The organism is Spirochaetota bacterium, assembly GCA_034190085.1.
Taxonomy (GTDB): domain Bacteria; phylum Spirochaetota; class UBA4802; order UBA4802; family JAFGDQ01; genus JAXHTS01.
This window is the reverse complement of the sequence record JAXHTS010000066.1, coordinates 1-19,138: the sequence shown is the minus strand read 5'-3', so window position 1 is coordinate 19,138 and position 19,138 is coordinate 1. Positions and strand designations below refer to the sequence as shown.

The following is a 19,138-nucleotide window of genomic DNA, read 5'->3' as shown; positions in this document are numbered from 1 at the left end:
TTAAGTTCCAATCTATATTCTCTAGTAATCATATGAATGGATAGAGGGTTTGCCGGTAATTATCTCATTGATATCTCTTTCAGTCTTATTGACCAATTTGTAAATCTTCTCAACTAACTCAGCCTTAAATAGTATTTTTTTACATTTAGTGCATTTGAATGCTGGAATATTTTCAATTATAATGCAGAAATTGTCTCTACTTACGCGGTAGCTACTTTTCCCTTCAGTTAACCTACCACCACAGTGACATTCCATGGATTCACCTCTAAACTTAAGTGCATATCAGTATTTTTTTTTGAGATTAACCATAAATTAAAGAGAGGATTGTAATGCCTGATCATCGAAGATACTATAATCATATTCTTTTTGAAAAAATGTCAAGATTTAAATGAAATTTATTATTATTGACCTCCTAGGTAACTTCTTGATTAGTGGGGAGGAATGCTTTCCATACATTTTCATAATGTTAATAATTGCCAATAATTTGTGGTAATCGAAAACATAAATTTACGTCCTTTCAATTTTTTGAGTAGTTGCTTCTATTCCCTTTTTCCTTGACAGTGAGATCAGGGAAGAATAAGTATATAAAGATAAAGCATAATTCGAGGAATAATGTATAAGTCTTCAGTTAAGAATCTCTCACATGGGGAAGCGGTTCAGGTTTTCGCTGATTTAGGGGAGAAGAGATATCGAGCTAAACAACTCTTCAACTGGCTTTATGAAAAGAATGTTGATTCATTTTTCAAGATGACCAACTTCTCTAAGGATCTTAGAAATCAGCTTGAGTGTAATTATTCCATATCCCCTATTGTAGTCGAGGATCGGCTCATTTCTGATGCTGACTGCACCCAGAAATTTCTCTTTAGGACCTATGACGGGAACTTTATAGAGGCTTTGTTAATTCAGAATGATAGGGAGGCTGATGGTAGGGTTACTATCTGTCTCTCCAGCCAGATCGGATGTGCAATGGGTTGTAGATTTTGTCAAACGGCCAGAATTGGCTTTAAGAGAAATCTGAATGTGGCGGAAATTCTTGATCAAGTTTGTCAGATTAGGAGAATAACAGGCTTGAAAAACAATAATATTGTTTTTATGGGGATGGGGGAACCCCTATTGAATTACATCAATGTGCTAAAAGCGGCAGACATAATGAATTATTCCTTTGGGTTTCATATTTCAGTGAGGAAGATAACAATTTCTACCTGCGGCATTAGGGATGGAATTGAAAGGTTCATTGATGAGGGTAGATTATATAATCTTGCAATTTCCCTTAACGATACTATGCCAGACAAGAGAAGAGTAAACATGCCCGTTGAAAAGAGGTATCCTATATCAGATATTGTGAATTTATTAAATAATAAGTTTCCTGCCTCTAGGAATAGACTCACAATAGAGTATGTGATGAGAAGGGATAATATTTCATATGAGGATGCAAAGAGATTGAAAAGGATGTTTAAATATAACAGGATTAAGTTGAATCTAATAAAACTCAATTCTGGAGAACACGATTATGAGATACCCTCCGATGATGAGGTTATGCGGTTTGCAGAAGCGCTTGAGATAATGAATATACCCATTACAATGAGGAGAAGTTTTGGAAATGATATAAATGGAGCCTGTGGACAGCTTTCAGGTCAAAGGGAAGCGTATCACAGTGTGAGATAGGAATAATTATGATGGGGGAATATATATTTTTACGAGAAGAGTGATGCATTTGGTCTTGTCGCCAAGTAAGATAATATTTATAATTATACCCTTAATGATCATGCTTGTCATTGCACTTTACACTGGAGTTATTTATTATAATTGGTTGAGTGACAAGGATGAGGCGTTAAATAGGCTCTCCAAATATAAGAGGCTTATAGACCGTACAGAGGAGCTTCGGGGGGGATATATCTACAGTTATAGTGATATTGATCTTGCATCCAAGGTTGTGGATATACCCACTAGGATATATGATAGGAACAATGATATTATTGGGGAATTTTTCGAGCAAAAGAGGGAGATCGTTCCCTATAGTCACATCCCTCCTTGGTTAATCAAGGCAGTGATTGCAAGCGAGGATAGAGCCTTTTACAGACACCGAGGTATTAGTTATAGGGGGATTTTGAGGGCTTTGGTGATCAACCTTACGCACTTTCGGGTGGTGCAGGGGGGAAGCACAATTACACAACAGCTTGCGAAGGTTCTTTTCACAGATATGGAGAGAAGTCTTAAGAGGAAGATCTATGAACTCTTTTGCGCTTTTGATATAGAAAGGAGGTATGATAAGCAGGATATTCTGTCAATGTATTTGAATCTCATATACTTTGGGAACGGCGCTTATGGAGTGGAGTCAGCTTCGAAGATGTTTTTTGGCTCTTCTGTAAGGGAATTGAACGAGACTGAATGCGCCATGATAGTCGCTACTATCTCAAATCCCTCTATCTATTCTCCCCTTGCAAATCTGTCATCCTCTCTTGATAAAACAAGAAGAATTATGAAGTCAATGGTTGACTCTGATTTCATTAGTGAGGGGATGGCTTTGGCACAGTTCAAAAGATTCTTGGTGAAGTGGGATTTTGCATTAGACGTATATGGAAAAGCTGAGTCCTCTATGATCGGCAGCTTCCTGTTCAGCTCTTATAGAATAAACAGGGCTCCCTTTTTTAATGAACAGATAAGAAGAATCATAGTTGAGAAGTTTGGGGAGGATGTTGTCAAGAAGGGAGGATTGAGTGTGTATACAACCATAGATTCAAGCAAGCAGGATGTGGCTGTAGAGGAGTTGAGAGAGGGGATATTAAAACAGAGGGAGTTTCATCATGAAAAAGCTAGCGTTATTAATGATAATGTAGACTATAAAATTGAGAACGAAAAGGCAGGCAATATTGAGGGAGCCTTTGTGTCCCTTAATCCATTTACAGGCGAGATAATTTCATACGTTGGTGGTTATAGCTTTTCATCCAAGAATCAATTGGATCATGTGTCCCAAATAAGGAGACAACCTGGTTCATCATTTAAACCTGTCATATATGCGGCTGCCTTTGAAAGCATGAATTTTACTCCTTCCACTGTCTTTATTGATGAGAAGACGGTTTTTGAGGATGAATATTCACCAAAGAATTATAATGACCAGCATATTGGAAGTATAATCCTTAGGGAGGCTCTTCGGAAATCTATAAATGTTATTGCTGTTAAGTTGTTGGATAGGATAGGGTATGATGCGATCTTCGGGATACTGAAAAAGGGTTTGGGTCTATCTGAAGAGGAACTGGGTAAGAGATTTGGAAGAACCCTTTCCCTTGCTTTAGGCACTTATGAGATTTCACCAATGGAGAGCTGTATTCTTCATTCCCTGTTAGTAAACGGAGGAAATTACATCAAACCCTTTGGTGTGAGATTCGTTAAGGATTACAACGGTAATGTTGTTTGGGATAATGAAGGAGGGGTGATGAGATATGTTGAGGAGAGGAGGAGGCGATATGAGAGGATTGTGGATAGAATAGCCTGCGCTATTACAGTATCAATTTTAAAGGGTGTATTCGAGGAGGGGGGAACGGCTTATCATGCTGTTTTGGGTAAAAGGATTGGTTTTCCCATTGCAGGAAAGACTGGCACTAGTTCAGATTTTAATGATGCCTGGTTTGTGGGATATACTCATGATCTAGTTACGGTTATATGGATTGGAAATAACAAAGGGGCAATCTCATTGGGTGAGGGACGGGCAGGTGGTGTTGTTGCCGCTCCCATCTGGGTCAGTTATGTATCACGCATTTATAATGATAGGATTCCGGGAGATTTCCTAGTGCCTGATGATGGAATATCTTTTCAAACCATATGTTTAGATTCAGGGTTAGTGCCAAGGGAGGATGGCTCTTGCCCGAGGGTGTCAATTGACGAATTGTATTACTCAGGGACTGAACCAGGAGAATATTGCAATATTCACATGAATAAATAGATTTGGCATTGGGGTTCTTTTAAATTATTATTCTGCATGAATTCCAGTGTTTTTTTGCTATCACACTCTAAAGCGCCTTCTAAATTTTCACTCATTTTTTTCATTTTATCTTGACATTTGTATTTGATAATTCATTTTTGTTTAGAAAGCAGTCAGACGGTTTTATTTATGGTGGATTGTTTTAGATACGCAATGAAATTATTATTTTATTACAATCTTTTAATTCCTGCAAATTATAATTATTTTTAGGAGGGGATAAATGGAGGCTCATTCGCATGAACTGCTTGTTGTAGGTGGAGGTCTTGCTGGCAATATGGCGGTGGATAAAGCAGGCCTTCTTGGTGTTGATGTTGGTTGGATATCAAAAATATATCCAATAAGATCACATTCCGGGCAGGCTCAGGGTGGAATAAATGGCTCACTGGGCAATAATCCTGAAGGGAGGGATGATAGCGCTGAAAGGCATGCTTACGATACTGTTAAAGGAAGTGATTTTTTGGGAGATCAGGATGCAATTGAGATTATGACCAAAGAGGCTCCTGATAGGATTAGGGAGTTAGAGCAATGGGGATGCCCGTTTTCAAGGGAGGAGGATGGCACAATAGCTCAACGGCCATTTGGCGGTGGGGCCTTCCCAAGAACATGTTATGGCTCTGACCGGACAGGTCATTTTATACTTCATACCCTGTTTCAGAAATACCTTACATTAAAGGATCATGTCGTACTCTATGATGAATATTATGTTATAGGGTTGGTTGTCGATGATGGGGTTTGTAAGGGTGTAACATGCTTTAATATGCGAACAGGGAAGCTTGAAATTTTTCTTGGGCATGCTGTAATATTCGCAACGGGAGGTTCGGGCAGAATCTATGGACATACAACAAATTCTTATAGTTCAACTGCATTGGGTGTTACTTTGCCGTATTGGGCGGGCATACCACTATTAGATATGGAGTTTGTTCAGTTTCATCCCAGCGGTATAATTGGGAAAAATATTTTAATATCTGAAGGGGCAAGAGGAGAGGGGGGCTACCTTATTAATAATGAGGGTGAGCGGTTTATGAAAAAGTATGCCCCGAATTATATGGAGATTGCTCCCAGGGATATGGTCGCACGTTCCATTATGACAGAGATCAACGAGGGACATGGGATAGATAAAGGCGATTATGTTCATCTAGATTTGAGACATCTGGGAGCTGAGAAGATAATGGAGAGACTTCCTGGAATACGAGAGATATGTATAGAATTTTTGGGAATTGATCCCATTAAAAAGCCTATTCCTATTCGGCCAGCGGTTCATTACACTATGGGTGGTATAGATGCTGACGCTGATGGCAAGACAGAGATGGAAGGATTTTATGCTTGTGGAGAGTGCGCTTGTGTGAGCGTGCATGGCGCTAATCGGCTCGGTGGAAACTCCCTTTTGGATTGTGTGGTATTTGGAGCAAGGGTTGGGGATTATGTTGGTAATATTGTAAAGGGGAAGGGCGCTTCCAAGAAGGATGGAATTATCAAGAATGTATTGAAGAAGAAAGAGGCGGAATTGGATGAGTTGTACAATCGTGGAGGAACAGAGAATCAATATCATATTCAGGATGAGTTGCATGAAGTAATGGATACAAAGGTGCAGGTCTTTAGAAACAAGGAAGGTTTAACATCTGCCTTAAACCATGTAAGGGAGTTGAAGAAGCGGTTTAAGAATATAAGATCAATCAGTAAAGGTAATGTTTTTAATTATGATAAGACCTGGACTTTAGAGATAAAGGCGAATCTTGATATGGCGGAGGTGATTACGTTAGGAGCGCTAAAGCGTGAAGAGTCTCGTGGCGCTCATTATAGAAGGGATTTTGAGAAACGGGATGATAAGAAGTGGATGAAGCATACTGTAGCGAAATGCACTGATGATGGACCAAAACTTTCTTATAAGTCAGTATCTGTCACAAAATGGCAGCCAGAAGAGAGGAGGTATTAGGATGGTTGAGTTTAAAGTATTAAGATTTGATCCAGATGTGGATAAAGAACCTCGATATGATGTGTTCCAAGTGCCTGTAGAGAGTGACACAACTGTATTGGAATGTCTATTTTATATTTTGGAAAATCTTGATTCAAGCATTGCCTATCGATGTTCCTGTCGGGCGGCAGTTTGTGGTTCTTGTGGAATGAAAATAAATGGTCGATATGGACTTGCTTGTCGCACTATTGTAAAGAATTTAAAAACTAAAAAAGTAGTTCTTGAGCCGCTTGCTCACCTTCCGTTATTAAAAGATTTGGTTGTTGATATGACAGATTTTTATAGAAAATATGAAATTGTTGAACCCTATCTCATACCAAAGGAGATACCTCAAGAAAATAAAGAGTTTTATCAATCTAAAAAAAATCGTAAAGAATTGGATGGTCTAGTGGAGTGCATTCTATGTGGTTCCTGTTATGCCGCATGTACAATGTGCAGTTGGGATCCTGACTTCCCGGGCCCTTTTGCGTTTTTGGCCGCGGATGCCAAACTCAAGGATGATCGTGATGCAGAGGGAAGGGAGCGGCTTCTGAATCTAATTTCGGAATCAGGGATATGGCGTTGTCATACTGAGCTTCGTTGCACTGATGCCTGTCCAAAAGAGTTGCGTCCTACAGAAGCGGTTAATCATCTAAAGAGGCAGGCTGTATTGTATCCCTTTATGTCGCAGAAGAAGAATGAGTTGAAGGAACAGGAAGGCGGAAAGGTTAGGTCGATAACCCCTCCTCCACCTTCAGCGCCCGGTGAGTCTCTTTTAGAGAGAAGGAGTTTCTTGAAGACAGTGTTTTTGGGAGGCGCTGGCCTTGTCGCGGCGGTTTTTGCGGGTGTTTTTTCTGTACCCTTGCTTAGCAAGGGGGTACGTGGATGGGTGAAGGGATGGATTAATGTTGGCGCAATGCCAGAGGTCGATGTCAATAAGCCAGCCGAGGTGATTTATGAGAGGAAGAAATGGGAGAAGGGCCGTCTTGTCACCTATCCTAAGAGAGCCTATGTTGTGAAAAATGAGAAGGGCGAAATTAGCGCAATTGATCCAACCTGTACACATTTAGGTTGTATTTGTTATTGGGAAGATTCAATACGTAAATTTATGTGTCCTTGCCATGGGGGTGCATTTGATATAGATGGGAAAGTAGTTGTAGGTCCCCCGCCTAGGCCTTTGGAGCGATTAGAGGTTAAGGTTGAGGGAGGAGAACTCTATCTTCGGAATTTGGAGGAAGCATAGATTATGGAACCAGTTCAGAAAAAAAGATGGGTTGATGATCGGTTACTTTGGGACTTTTTAAAGGAAAAGGTTATTTATAAGCCGCTTTCCAAGGATATAAGCTGGTGGCACACATTAGGTGCCTTGGCCCTATTTTTATTGATCTCGCAGGTTGTTACAGGAATTATATTAGCTTGTAATTTTGTGCCAACAATTGAGAGCGCATACAGTAGCACGCAGTATATTCAGAATGAGATGGTCTGGGGATGGCTTATAAGAGGAATACACCATTGGGGCTCAAATTTGATGTTAATTGTTGTTATGCTTCACATGGCGCGGGTTTTCTTTGATGGTGGATATAAAAAGCCCAATGAGGTAACCTGGATAGCTGGGGTGTTTCTCCTTGGAGCAACAATGGCAATGGCTCTTACAGGTTATATACTACCATGGACTGATATCTCCTATTGGGCGGTAACGATTCTCGCAACAACCTTTGATTATATTCCAGTCGTCGGCTCCTGGATCGCAAATGTCGTTGGTGGCAAACAGACCGGGGGTGTAACCTTAGGAAGGTATTTCGCCTTTCATATAGTGTTAATCCCATTGGGGCTAGCAGGCTTTCTGGCTATCCACATCTTGATGATTCAGATTCATGGGGAGAAAGGGCCTCCTCCTAAAAAGGAGAAGGGTGATGTGGGCACACAACCGTTTTTCCCTTACCAACTTGCAAAGGATGTAATAGTAGTTATTCTTGCCTTTGTATTGTTGATAGTACTTGCAAAATTTGCTGGTGTGCATGAGGCAAAGCAGGCTTCTCCGTTAGCGGATATTGATTCAGTGCCTAAACCTGAGTGGTTTATCCTCTTTGGATATGAGATAATAAAGATGTTTGAGGGAAAGTTGATAATAATTGCATTGGCGGTAGTACCTGTAATAGGTGGTGCCCTTGTATTGTTATTGCCTTTTTATGACAGAAATGAAGAGAGGGCCTATTTGAAAAGACCTATTGCAATTGCTTCAGGTGTGTCAGCAATCATTATCGCAGGTTATCTTACTCTTATAGCTCATATATCCAGCCCCCTTCCAGGCAAGTTCTTTGCTCCAGATCGTACCCTTGAGGTTAAGGAGCTTGCAGGCATGGCAATCTTTGAAAAGAATGTATGTTACTGTTGTCATAGCATTAAGGGTGTGGGAATGAAGCATGCCCCTGATCTTTGGAAGGTCGGCGCTAAGAGGGATAAGAAATTTGTTGAAGACCTACTCAAGGATCCAGATAAGGTACTGGGTAAGGGAAAGATGATAAAATACTATTTCGATAAATATGATCTTGATGCTTTAGTTAGTTATGTAACAAGCATCGATTTAATGAAATATAATATAAAAACAGTTGAACCGTCTGTATTTAGGAGCACCTATAAGCTATATAGGTCTGGGATTGGTAGTGGAAAGACAGATGAGGTATATCTTAAAAAGGATATTGTCTCCACAACAAATGACAAAGGGGAAGAAGAGAAGAGTATTTAATTGTATTATAGTTTATAGAATAATATGGATTGAATTATTTGGAATTGTCACTATTGGCAGCAAATATATTGAAATGTTGTTTTATACAGGATTAATAAAGTCTGGCAATATAATAAATATGGAGGCAAATAATGGAAGACGTTAAAAATAGTGGTGATATAGTTAACAAAAGGGAGGTGCTCACCCTGTCTGAGTGGCGTTCGACGCAAATTGGGATGTGGGCATGGCTTTTGCAGAGATTTTCTGCTTTAGGTATTATTGTATTTGTGACACTTCATCTCGTATATCCTTATCAGGTTTTAATCCAAACCTTAATGGCACTCTGTGTATGCTTTCATGCTGTATTAGGTCTTCGCGTGATTATATTGGACCTCAGTAAGAGGGTTACACTACAGAAAGTGCTATTTGGCTTATTGATGATTTTAGGGGCTGTCTTGCTGGTAATGGTGCTCAAGCTGAGGATATTTTATTTCTGATTGGCCTTAAGTGGATGATATTGTATCCTTTATTGAGTGGGATTGGTTTATGATATATAAATATTGACTGATCGTAATGAGGTGCGCATTTAATAAAGAGGTATATAACTATTATAAAAGCGTAATACGTTTTGTATTACAATCCCTCTACTTTGATACCATTTAATAAAGAGGGATTGTAATACAAAAGTTAATCTATTGTTAGTATCAAATGAATTAGATCAATGCTAACTGAGACAAGGGTTTGTAGGGCATATTAGAAATGTAAGTGATCATATTGTTATTTTTAATGATATTTTACTCAATATTCAATATCTTATTTATAATATTTTGACTAATAAATGGTTTTATTGATTTCCTTCCTTGTATGGTAAATGTTTTTTCAATCTAATGCAATAATTCCCCTTGACAATATTAAGCTTGGAATTATTATGATCCATGAGGATATTAGCATGTGTTTTATGCAATGCTAATTGAGAAATGATATAATTAATGGCGATTCTATAGAAAATATTTATATAAATGGCTTATAGTTTTATATAGTCATCTACTAAAAGATTTTATAGTATGAATATATGAACATTGAATTTTTTCTGGAACGCCATAATATAATTTATAATTGAAAGGAGGAAGAGATGCCAAGGAAAAGAGGAGCTCAATGGAATAGCGCAAGAGATGCCATGTTAGATATGAGCGAAAAAACCAGAAGTGTTGAGGAGAGGGAGAATGTCCCGGAGAAGGCTTGCGGTAAGTGCAAGAATTTTTATCAAATTTCTGGTAATGGCTTATGTAATGTTTTAAAGGATGGTACTAACTTTACAGTTGAACCGCCTGTATTTGTTACAGAGGGTAAAGTCTTCTTGCCTACGATGTTTAATATGGATGCTAGTAAATGCACCTATTATGATGAGATGGAAATAATAGATACAGATATATCACAATCGAATGATCCGATGTTTAGTCGTCATCAGAGACAGATGCAGAAGTAGGCGTATTCGGTTTATTATCTACTTAAAATATTTATTGGTTTGTTGAGATTACGGTTTAAGTAAAAATTGTTTAATGATCTATGAGTAATATTTATAAAACGATGAAATGATAATAAAAGTCTTTGTCTTCCTAAATAAATATGCGGGAGATAGAGACTTTTATTAAATATTAAATATTCATGTAAATATATTATATAAGCTTATAATTGAGACATAAAACAAAACCTTACAAGGGATTATTGTGATTGAGAATCATAATTATTTAATGTAACTGATGTGAGAGGATTTATTTCGTATGAATCTTGAGATGAAAATGCGGCAAAATCATAAAACTAAAATTTTGTTATAGTGATTGGATTTAGGCATTTTATAATTAAATGATAAGAGGAGGTTTTAACATATCAGGTTTTCATAAGGTTCGATTTTTTGTTTCTATCTAAGTAGTTACCAGTAATTTTAAGTCAGAAAAATACAGAAATTGAAATAGTGAGCAGGATTCAACTAATTGGATATTAATAGATATATTATGAAGGGAAACATGAGGGATCATAAAATCAATAAAAACAAAAAAACCTTTATCTTCTATATTCTCTACTTTCAATAGAAGATAAAGGTTTTTTTGTTTGAGGGATAATCAAAAGAGTGTGATCTATGTTATCAAAATGAACTACAATTAATAAATAAATATAATTATACACTATACATTATTATTAATTCAAGAGGAGTATAGATATGCCAAGAAAAAGAGGAAGTGAATGGGATGGAGTAAGGGAAGCGATGTTAGGTACCAGCGAGAAGGCTAGAAGTGTGGAAGAGAGGGAGACCGTTCCTGATAAGGCCTGTGGCAAATGTAAGAATTATTTTCAGGCCGGTTTGGGCACAGTGAGCGGTATATGCAATGTATTGAAGGAGGGCACAGATTTTAAAACTGATAATCCAGTATTTGTGACAGAGGGAGAGGCCTTTTTGGCAGTGGGTTTCAATAATGATGCAGCTAATTGTAAATATTATGATGAGCTGGAATTGATAGATACAGATATATCACAATCACTTGATCCAATGGTTAGCCGACATCAGAGACAGATGAAAAAGTGAAATAGAGAGAGAGTTTTGTCGAATATGATTAGACAAACTTTATATCTATAGCTTTATTATCTTTGAAAAATAAGATATAGAGAGTTATGTTAAAGATGAGTGAGCTTGCTATGAATGATTGGCGCTTCTGCAATAAGTTTATTTTCGAAATGTTAAACCTGGTTATTTATATTAATTGAGAGTAGCATTAAAGAGAAATTTTGTGTAGAAGCGCCATAAATATAACTATTATAAAAAATATAGAGTAAGTGTGATGATAAAACAATGCCAGTAATTGTCTTTATCTAATAATGAGAAGTGGAGATAGGAGATTTAGTAAATATTAGAGAGCGGTCTTTTAGAGGGATCCCCAAAAAGAGGTATGATTAACCTAACACCTATCCTTTGTCTTGGTATCTTGCGAGAAATGTTATCATAATAATTAAGGCCTACATAAAAATTTAATCTGCTACAGGGTATAATTTTATTCAGGTTTATACTGATTTTGAGCTTAATTTAACACCAAATATAACTCAAGGGATCCTGAGTGGTAACAGGATGTTGATTATTTGGATTTGTTGAAAAGCAAGTTTATTTTGTGGATATAAGTTTAGTTATAAAAAATTATAATATAGAGAGAATAATCCAAGGGCTTGGTCAGTATGTCCCCCGCTACTTATTTGATAGTTACACATATACATATTTATGTTTTTGTTAGTCATTAGCAGTCTTGGTTATGCTTTGAGCAGGCATTAATACTTTTAGAAGTAATATATAATGAGATTACCATCTCTCTTGATGTTAATGATATTGATGTAATCAAGGAGGGATTAACAGAATCTGATTTATAGATCGATATTACAATGGAATTTATCCTTTTCATTGAGCTAATCATTTTTTATAAATTTAGGATGATTTAGAGGGGAAATAGTGTAGAGTGAATTAGGATGAATAATGATAAAAAAAATAATATGTCATAGTGTTTTTCACAATTAATTTTGTGAAATCCTTAGGTATCACCATTCAATTTAATTAAGTGAGTTATATATCGCATAATATTAAATTGAATCAAAATTTTAAGGGAGGTATGTACGATGGCACCAGAAATAGGTAGGGATGTTGAGTTTTCGCAGAAAAGGAGTATCGAGGAATTGGAGCATAATAGAGAATGGTGGTGGGTTGCTGAGAAGAAGAGGTCGAAGAGGCTTGATTACCTTAGAAAAGCAGTCTGGAAGAAGGGTAAAAAGGGAGGGATGTATGAACCTGGTATTAAAGTAGATTTAGAGAGACCACTCCTCTTTACTGAATCATGGAAGGAGAACGAAAATGATCCCATAATGATGAGAAGGGCCAAGGCTGTAGCCCATGTCCTTGATAATATTACTATTCATATCACAGACCATGCACAAATTGTGGGATATTTGGGGAGTCTTCCAAATACGCTTGTCTGGTATGTAGACGTAGCTAGTTTTGTTAATGATGAGATATATAATGATCCAGTTATTATACCCGAACCACAGGATGAGTCGCTTAAGGTTATGGTTGATCTTAATAATTACTGGGGTTCGCGGGATAATCTGGGAAAGGTTTTCCGTGAGTTTTCCAGCGAGGAGGCTGTGAAATTGATGAGTACAGTCCTAATGTGGGGTATTCCTGTTGGTGGGAGTTTCGGTTACGCTGGAAAGGACTATGAGTATTTTATGAATGGCAAAAGAGGATTGGAGGATATTATTGATGAGATACAGGAAAGAATAGATGATGCTGAGGAAAAAATAGATGGGAATCCTGGGCCAGATATTCTACCGTTATATGACAAGCTGTCCAACTGGGAGGCAATGCAGATAATTCTTGAGGCATGTATTAGGACAGCGAATAGATTTGCTAGATTAGCCAGGATAATAGCAGAGAATTATGAGTCAGATCCAAAAAGGAAAGAAGAACTCTTATGCATAGCAGAGACCTGTGAAAGGGTTCCAGCTAAGCCACCGGGGAGTTTTCAGGAATCTTTGCAGTTTGATCATTTTATACAAATCTTTAGTAGATTTGAGGATGCTGAAGGCGCCTGGCCATCTCGTCCAGATTATTATCACTGGCCTTATTATGATAGAGATGTAAAGATTGATAAGAAGATATCAGAGGAGGAAGCGCTTGATCTTGTAGGGGAGTTCATGATTCGTTGCCATGAGGTGGGTATGTATGTCCCTTCATTTGCGTCTGAGGGGGTTCAGGGCATATCTGGAACATGGATATGGACTATTGGGGGAGTGAAACCAGATGGTAGCGATGCATGCAACGATTTGACCCTAGCGCTTTTAAAAGCAGCAAGGCTTGTAAGAGTCTCTGGCCCTACCTTTGGATTCAGGTGGCACCCTAAGGTTTCAGATGATGTGATGAGGGAGGTATTCGAATGTATACGACAAGGTTTAGGATATCCTAGCATTCGGAATGATCCTATTTTAATAGCGAATGGGATGCACTGGCACAGCCATCCGCTTGAAGAGATGAGGACTTGGGTTCATCAGGCATGTATGTCGCCCTGTCCAACTACCAAATATGGTTTTCAACCATGTCGTATGGCTTCAACAACATTGAATACTTCAAAAATGGTTGAGTATGCGCTGCATAATGGATTTGATCATTGTATTAAATTGCAGATGGGCCCGAAAACTGGAGATGCAAGGACGTTTGCTGATTTTGAAGAGTTTTTTGCTGCATGGGTGAAGCAGATGGAGTGGATGATGAGTTTTGCGGCGCGTATAGTAAACAGGGGACGGGTGAAGAGTCCCGAATTTTATGGTCGTCCCTTTTTATCATCCATCTCTGAAAAGTGTATTGAGACTGGAATGGATGCTCTTGAGCCATCGATTGAGAGAGGCAATGCATGGGTCACTTTCTTTACCTGGGTGGAGAATGCTGATAGTTTAGCAGCTGTTAAGAAATTAGTATTTGATGAGAAAAAGTATACGATGGACGAGTTAATGGATGCATTGGAGAGCAATTGGGAAGGGAAAGAGGGGATGAGATTGGATTTTGTGAAGAATGCTCCTAAGTGGGGAAATGATGATGATGAAGTGGACGAGATAATGGTTAAATGCTTGAGGGAAGCAGCGCGCCATTCAAGTGTGATAAGGTGTCCATCTGGCAACACATGGCCTGCCTTGCCAGAGAATGTGAGCGGCAATATACATTTTTCGGGTATGGTCCATGCACTTCCTAATGGCAGGAAGTTGGGGGATGCCCTGTACGATGGCGGCATTTCACCTGGTCCTGGTTTGGATAAGAAGGGGCCAACTGCAGTATTAAAGTCCTGTGGTAAGATTAATCATATAAGCGAGGGAAGGTCTTTTTTATTAAATCAGCGTTTATCGCCAACTCAGCTTTCGGGTGAGAAGGGTTATCAGCTATGGAAGTCTTACATGAAGACGTGGGCTGATTTAGGGCTTGATCACGTTCAGTTTAATATGATCGATGATGCTACTCTCAGGGCTGCGCAAAAAGATCCAGAGCAGTATCAGGAGGTGATTGTTCGGGTAGCTGGTTATAGCGCTCATTTCGTTGATATTAGTCGTAAGACTCAGGACAATATCATACAGAGGACTATACAAGGCTTAGGTTAGAGATTTCCTATAGGGGACCTCATGGTTTTGATCTTCAATAATATGCTATTCTGCTGAATGGGGTTGGGAGTAGTTTATTTTGAGGAGGTATATATTTTAAGATTAAAAAACAGGCTGGACGGTTTTTGATGGATTATTTAATTGTGATCCAGATAATATAGATTATTTAAAATATTAATGTTTGGTACAACTGATTTGTTGGAATTTATGTATAGATAATTTTATTGGAGGTATGATGGCAGTAGTTAGATAAAAAAATAAATATGGGAGGATGTAACATGGAATCACGAGCCAAGGACTTTAGGGGTACATCTCGGGAAAGGGATATAAAAGAACTCGAGAATAGTAGAGAATGGTGGTGGGTTGCTGAGAAGAAGAGGTCTGAGAGATTGGATTATTTGAGGAAGGCGGTATGGAAGAAGGGGAAGAAGGGAGGGATGTATGAACCAGGTCTTAAGATCGATATTGAGAGGCCGTTGCTATTTACTGAATCCTGGAAGGAGAGTGAAAATGATCCCATAATGTTGAGGAGGGCGAAAGCCCTATCACATGTGCTTGATAATATTACTATATTCATTACTGATAATGCACAGCTTGTGGGCTATCTGGGTAGTCTTCCGAACTCTGTCTTTTGGTATTGTGAATTAGCAAGCTTCATCAATGAGGAGATATACAACGATCCAGTTATAATCCCTGAGCCAGAGGAGGAATCTCTCAAGACTATGGCTGAAATCAACAATTATTGGGGTACGAGAGATAGTACAGGTAAGATATTTAGAGAATTCTCCAGTGAAGAGGCAGTGAAGCTTATGAGTACTGTTCTAATGTGGGGTGTTCCTATCGGCGGCAGCTTTGGTTATTCTGGAAAAGAATATGAGTATTTCATGACAGGTAAGAGGGCATTTGAGGAGATAATCGAAGAGATACAGCAGAGGATAGACGGAGCGGAGGAGCGGATAGATGGCAATCCAGGGCCTGATATCCTTCCCCTATATGATAAGCTACCGAATTGGGAGGCCATGCAGATTATATTGGAGGCCTGTATCAGGAATGCAAAGAGATACGCAAGGTTGGCGCGGATTATAGCAGAGAGCTTTGAATCCGATACTAAGAGGAAGGAGGAGCTTTTGAGTATTGTTGAGACATGTGAGAGGGTACCTGCAAAGCCACCGAGGAACTTGCAGGAGTCGTTTCAGTACGATCATTTTATTCAGGTATGGACAAGATTCGAGGACTTTGAGTCAGCATGGCCAGCCCGTCCGGATTACTATCATTGGTCTTACTATAATAGGGATGTGAATATAGAGAAGCATATTACGAAGGAGGAGGCGCTTGATTTTGTTGGGGAGTTCTTGATCCGTTGCTATGAGTTGGGACATTACCTTCCGAGATTTGGGTCTGAGGCAGCTCAGGGCATATCCGGCACATGGGTATGGACCTTGGGAGGAGTGAATTCTGATGGAAGTGATGCCTGCAATGATTTGACCATTGCCTTTTTGCAGGCGGCGAGGTTTGTTCGGGTATCCAATCCGACATTTGGATTCAGGTGGCATCCAGGAGTGTCAGATGAGGTTTGGAGGGAGGTATTTGAGTGCATTAGACACGGATTGGGGTATCCGAGTATACGGAATGACCCTGTTCTGATAGCAAATGGGATGCATTGGCATAGTCATCCGCTGGATGAGATGAGGCTCTGGGTACATCAGGCCTGCATGTCACCATGTCCAACAACGAAGCGTGGTGCTCAGCCATGTCGTATGGCTACTGCGACACTGAATTGCTCAAAGATGGTCGAGTATGCCCTTCATAGTGGTTATGATCATATAGTAAAGATGCAGATGGGGCCAAGGACAGGGGATGCGAGGAAGTTTACTGATTTTGAGGAGTTATTTGCAGCTTGGGTAAAACAGATGGAGTGGTTAATGAATTTTGGTGTACGGATAGCAAATCGTGCTAGAGTGAAGAGTCCAGAGAATTGGGGTCGTCCCTTTCTCTCAGCAATCTCTGAGAAGTCAATAGAGAGTGGTCTTGATGCGTTGGTGCCATCTCTTGAGAGGGGGCAATGCCTGGGTAACCTTCTTCACGTGGGTTGAGAATGTAGATAGCCTAGCGGCTGTAAAGAGATTAGTCTTTGATGAGAAGAGATACGCGATGGAGGAGTTGGTGGATGCGCTGGAGAATAACTGGGAAGGCAAGGAGGAGATGCGACTTGACTTTGTGAATAATGCCCCTAAGTGGGGAAATGATAATGATTATGCGGATGATATGATGGTGCGCTGTTTGAGAGAGGTTGCAAGGCATTCCAGGGAGATAAGGTGTCCCTCAGGGAATACGTGGCCTGCTTTGCCTGAGAACATTAGTGGCAACATACACTTTTCAAATATGGTTCACGCTCTTCCCAGTGGTAGGAGGTTGGGAGATGCGCTTTATGATGGAGGCATATCACCTGGTCCCGGGCTCGATAAGAAGGGGCCTACGGCTGTATTGAAGTCTTGTGGGAAGATAGACCATGTAAGCGATGGCAGGGCCTTTCTTTTGAACCAGCGTCTTTCACCAACACAGCTCTCTGGTGAGAAGGGCTATCAATTATGGAAGGCGTACATGAAGACATGGTCGGATCTGGGACTTGATCATGTACAGTTCAATATGGTGGATGATGCAACGCTTAGGGCAGCGCAGAAGGATCCTGAGCAGTACCAGGAGGTGATAGTACGTGTTGCGGGTTACAGCGCACATTTTGTGGATATCAGCCGTAAAACACAGGACAATATTATTCAGAGGACTATACAGGGATTGGGATAGGAATGATTTCTCCAATAATATCTATAAGGGATAGTTATAAGATCTAAGAAGGAGATGAGCATGTTTATCTAAATAACGAGATTAAATAATTATTTAGGGGTTAGTTTTTATGAAAAGGAGTAAGAAAAGCTTCATAGCTCTTATCTTGTTTGGGTTGATTATTATTGGATTATGTTTTTCTAGTTTAATGGCCAAAAAGGAGCCTAAGTATGTGTGGAAATGGGCAACTTTGGGTCAGGATTCAATCAAAATGATGGAAATTTTAACATTGGATTTTACGCATGCAGCTTTGAAAGCAACAAATGGGGATCTTAAATTTGTCTGGTACACAGGAGCAATAATGGGGGATGAGGAGGATTATTTGGCAAAGATGAGGATAGGTCAACTGCAAGCAGCAATGCTTTCAGGAACCTGCAATGCTGATGTCTGTCCTGGAATAACTGTGACAGAACTGCCCTTCTTGTTTAATAATATGGAGGAAGTGATTTATGTAAGAGAAAGGTTGAGACCAAAATTGAATAAAATTGCTGAGAAAAAAGGATTTATAATACTAATGACCATGGATGTTGAGTCTAATTTTTATTCAACAAAGTATCCTCTTAAACAGATTGAGGACTTTAAGAAGAGTAAAATATTAACGTGGCATGGACCATTGGAGGCAGAGGTATTAAAGTCACTTGGATCGAGTCCAATTCCTGTTAATGTGCCAGATGTCGTTCCTTCCGTGAGATCTGGAGTAGTTGATGGGGCGATATCTCCTTCATTGTGGTGGTTAGCGGCGCAACTCTATACTATAACAAAGTATATAAATCCGGTTCCGATTAGATTTGATCAGGCAATATTTGTAGTATTAAAATCGGAATGGAAAAAACTACCTGCTTATCAAAGGGATAAACTCAGGAGAATCGCATTAGAAATTGAGGGGGAAGTAAAAAAAGAGGCGATTAGAGTGAGTGATGATGCACGAAAAGGGATGATCGATTATGGTTGTAAAGAGGTTTGCATGACAACTGAGGAGATCGATATATTAAGGAAGAGGACTATGACAGTCTGGAATAAGATGGCAGGGAAGGAGTATCCTAAGGAGTTGCTTAATGAGGTTATGGATTATTTGAAATCTTATAGAGCAAATAGGGTCAGATGATATAAACTACTGTTAAAGGAGGTGTGTATAGGAGTAGCTGGAGTAACCTTTATGATTGTATATTAAGGATACCTAAATGATAATTCAAGTTGTTTTGATAAAAGTTATCAAATAGGTTTATCGTAATATGAACAGATTTTATAAAAATAAGTTTTGGGGTTAAAGGTGTATAATGAGGGATAATAGAAATTTAGAGGGTAATAATTATAACAATGGAGGTATGTTTTATGGTAGAAGGGTCAAAGAGAAGCACAGTTCCTGATAAAACCTTAGGAGAGCTTGAGAAGAATAAGGAATGGTGGTGGGTAGCTGAAAAGAAGAGATCAGATAGGCTCGACTATTTGCGAAAAGCTGTTTGGA

The 19,138-nt window shown here is 39.1% G+C and carries 13 protein-coding genes; 12 read left to right on the top strand and 1 reads right to left on the bottom strand.

Annotation, left to right across the window (positions count from 1 at the left end):
* Positions 1–21 precede the first annotated feature (21 nt).
* A complete protein-coding gene (locus tag SVZ03_12930) occupies positions 22–255 on the bottom strand; it encodes a YgiT-type zinc finger protein (protein MDY6935111.1) in 234 nt (77 codons plus the stop codon).
* A gap of 357 nt (positions 256–612) precedes the next feature.
* On the opposite strand from SVZ03_12930, the gene rlmN reads away from it, so the two are divergent.
* The 12 genes from rlmN (at position 613) to dctP (ending at position 18,778) form a co-directional block, all read left to right on the top strand.
* The gene (gene rlmN, locus SVZ03_12925; GenBank protein MDY6935110.1) at positions 613–1,665 is read left to right on the top strand and encodes a 23S rRNA (adenine(2503)-C(2))-methyltransferase RlmN; all 1,053 of its coding nucleotides are present in this window, start codon (positions 613–615) and stop codon (positions 1,663–1,665) included.
* 43 nt (positions 1,666–1,708) lie between these two features.
* Positions 1,709–3,940, top strand: a complete 2,232-nt coding sequence (locus SVZ03_12920) for a transglycosylase domain-containing protein (GenBank protein ID MDY6935109.1) — start codon at positions 1,709–1,711, stop codon at positions 3,938–3,940.
* Between the two features lie 259 nt (positions 3,941–4,199).
* Positions 4,200–5,912 carry an FAD-binding protein gene (locus SVZ03_12915; protein MDY6935108.1) on the top strand — a complete coding sequence of 571 codons (1,713 nt, stop codon included), beginning with the start codon at positions 4,200–4,202 and terminating at the stop codon, positions 5,910–5,912.
* 1 nt (position 5,913) lies between these two features.
* Positions 5,914–7,173: a succinate dehydrogenase iron-sulfur subunit gene (gene sdhB / locus SVZ03_12910; GenBank protein MDY6935107.1), complete on the top strand. Its 1,260-nt coding sequence runs from the start codon at positions 5,914–5,916 to the stop codon at positions 7,171–7,173.
* A 3-nt stretch (positions 7,174–7,176) separates the two neighbouring features.
* Positions 7,177–8,676 (top strand): cytochrome b N-terminal domain-containing protein, encoded by a 1,500-nt coding sequence (locus SVZ03_12905; protein ID MDY6935106.1) that lies wholly within the window; start codon positions 7,177–7,179, stop codon positions 8,674–8,676.
* 131 nt (positions 8,677–8,807) lie between these two features.
* Positions 8,808–9,152 carry a succinate dehydrogenase gene (locus SVZ03_12900; GenBank protein ID MDY6935105.1) on the top strand — a complete coding sequence of 115 codons (345 nt, stop codon included), beginning with the start codon at positions 8,808–8,810 and terminating at the stop codon, positions 9,150–9,152.
* Between the two features lie 635 nt (positions 9,153–9,787).
* Positions 9,788–10,141 carry a hypothetical protein gene (locus SVZ03_12895; GenBank protein ID MDY6935104.1) on the top strand — a complete coding sequence of 118 codons (354 nt, stop codon included), beginning with the start codon at positions 9,788–9,790 and terminating at the stop codon, positions 10,139–10,141.
* A 732-nt stretch (positions 10,142–10,873) separates the two neighbouring features.
* Positions 10,874–11,236 carry a hypothetical protein gene (locus SVZ03_12890; protein MDY6935103.1) on the top strand — a complete coding sequence of 121 codons (363 nt, stop codon included), beginning with the start codon at positions 10,874–10,876 and terminating at the stop codon, positions 11,234–11,236.
* A 1,073-nt stretch (positions 11,237–12,309) separates the two neighbouring features.
* Positions 12,310–14,832, top strand: a complete 2,523-nt coding sequence (locus SVZ03_12885) for a pyruvate formate lyase family protein (GenBank protein ID MDY6935102.1) — start codon at positions 12,310–12,312, stop codon at positions 14,830–14,832.
* Positions 14,833–15,110: 278 nt separating this feature from the next.
* Entirely contained in the window at positions 15,111–16,925 is a 1,815-nt protein-coding gene (locus SVZ03_12880; protein ID MDY6935101.1) for a pyruvate formate lyase family protein, read from the top strand.
* Entirely contained in the window at positions 16,882–17,634 is a 753-nt protein-coding gene (locus tag SVZ03_12875; protein ID MDY6935100.1) for a glycine radical domain-containing protein, read from the top strand. The genes SVZ03_12880 and SVZ03_12875 overlap by 44 nt, the downstream gene beginning before the upstream one ends.
* Positions 17,635–17,743: 109 nt before the next feature.
* A complete protein-coding gene (gene dctP / locus SVZ03_12870) occupies positions 17,744–18,778 on the top strand; it encodes a TRAP transporter substrate-binding protein DctP (GenBank protein ID MDY6935099.1) in 1,035 nt (344 codons plus the stop codon).
* Positions 18,779–19,138: the final 360 nt, after the last annotated feature.

Excerpts from the sequence above, each read along its gene's own strand:
- SVZ03_12915 (MDY6935108.1), top strand. The coding sequence starts at position 4,200 with ATGGAGGCTCATTCGCATGAACTGCTTGTTGTAGGTGGAGGTCTTGCT.
- SVZ03_12895 (MDY6935104.1), top strand. The coding sequence starts at position 9,788 with ATGCCAAGGAAAAGAGGAGCTCAATGGAATAGCGCAAGAGATGCCATG.
- rlmN (MDY6935110.1), top strand. The coding sequence starts at position 613 with ATGTATAAGTCTTCAGTTAAGAATCTCTCACATGGGGAAGCGGTTCAG.
- SVZ03_12905 (MDY6935106.1), top strand. The coding sequence starts at position 7,177 with ATGGAACCAGTTCAGAAAAAAAGATGGGTTGATGATCGGTTACTTTGG.
- SVZ03_12890 (MDY6935103.1), top strand. The coding sequence starts at position 10,874 with ATGCCAAGAAAAAGAGGAAGTGAATGGGATGGAGTAAGGGAAGCGATG.
- sdhB (MDY6935107.1), top strand. The coding sequence starts at position 5,914 with ATGGTTGAGTTTAAAGTATTAAGATTTGATCCAGATGTGGATAAAGAA.
- SVZ03_12880 (MDY6935101.1), top strand. The coding sequence starts at position 15,111 with ATGGAATCACGAGCCAAGGACTTTAGGGGTACATCTCGGGAAAGGGAT.
- dctP (MDY6935099.1), top strand. The coding sequence starts at position 17,744 with ATGAAAAGGAGTAAGAAAAGCTTCATAGCTCTTATCTTGTTTGGGTTG.
- SVZ03_12920 (MDY6935109.1), top strand. The coding sequence starts at position 1,709 with ATGCATTTGGTCTTGTCGCCAAGTAAGATAATATTTATAATTATACCC.
- SVZ03_12930 (MDY6935111.1), bottom strand. The coding sequence starts at position 255 with ATGGAATGTCACTGTGGTGGTAGGTTAACTGAAGGGAAAAGTAGCTAC.
- SVZ03_12885 (MDY6935102.1), top strand. The coding sequence starts at position 12,310 with ATGGCACCAGAAATAGGTAGGGATGTTGAGTTTTCGCAGAAAAGGAGT.
- SVZ03_12900 (MDY6935105.1), top strand. The coding sequence starts at position 8,808 with ATGGAAGACGTTAAAAATAGTGGTGATATAGTTAACAAAAGGGAGGTG.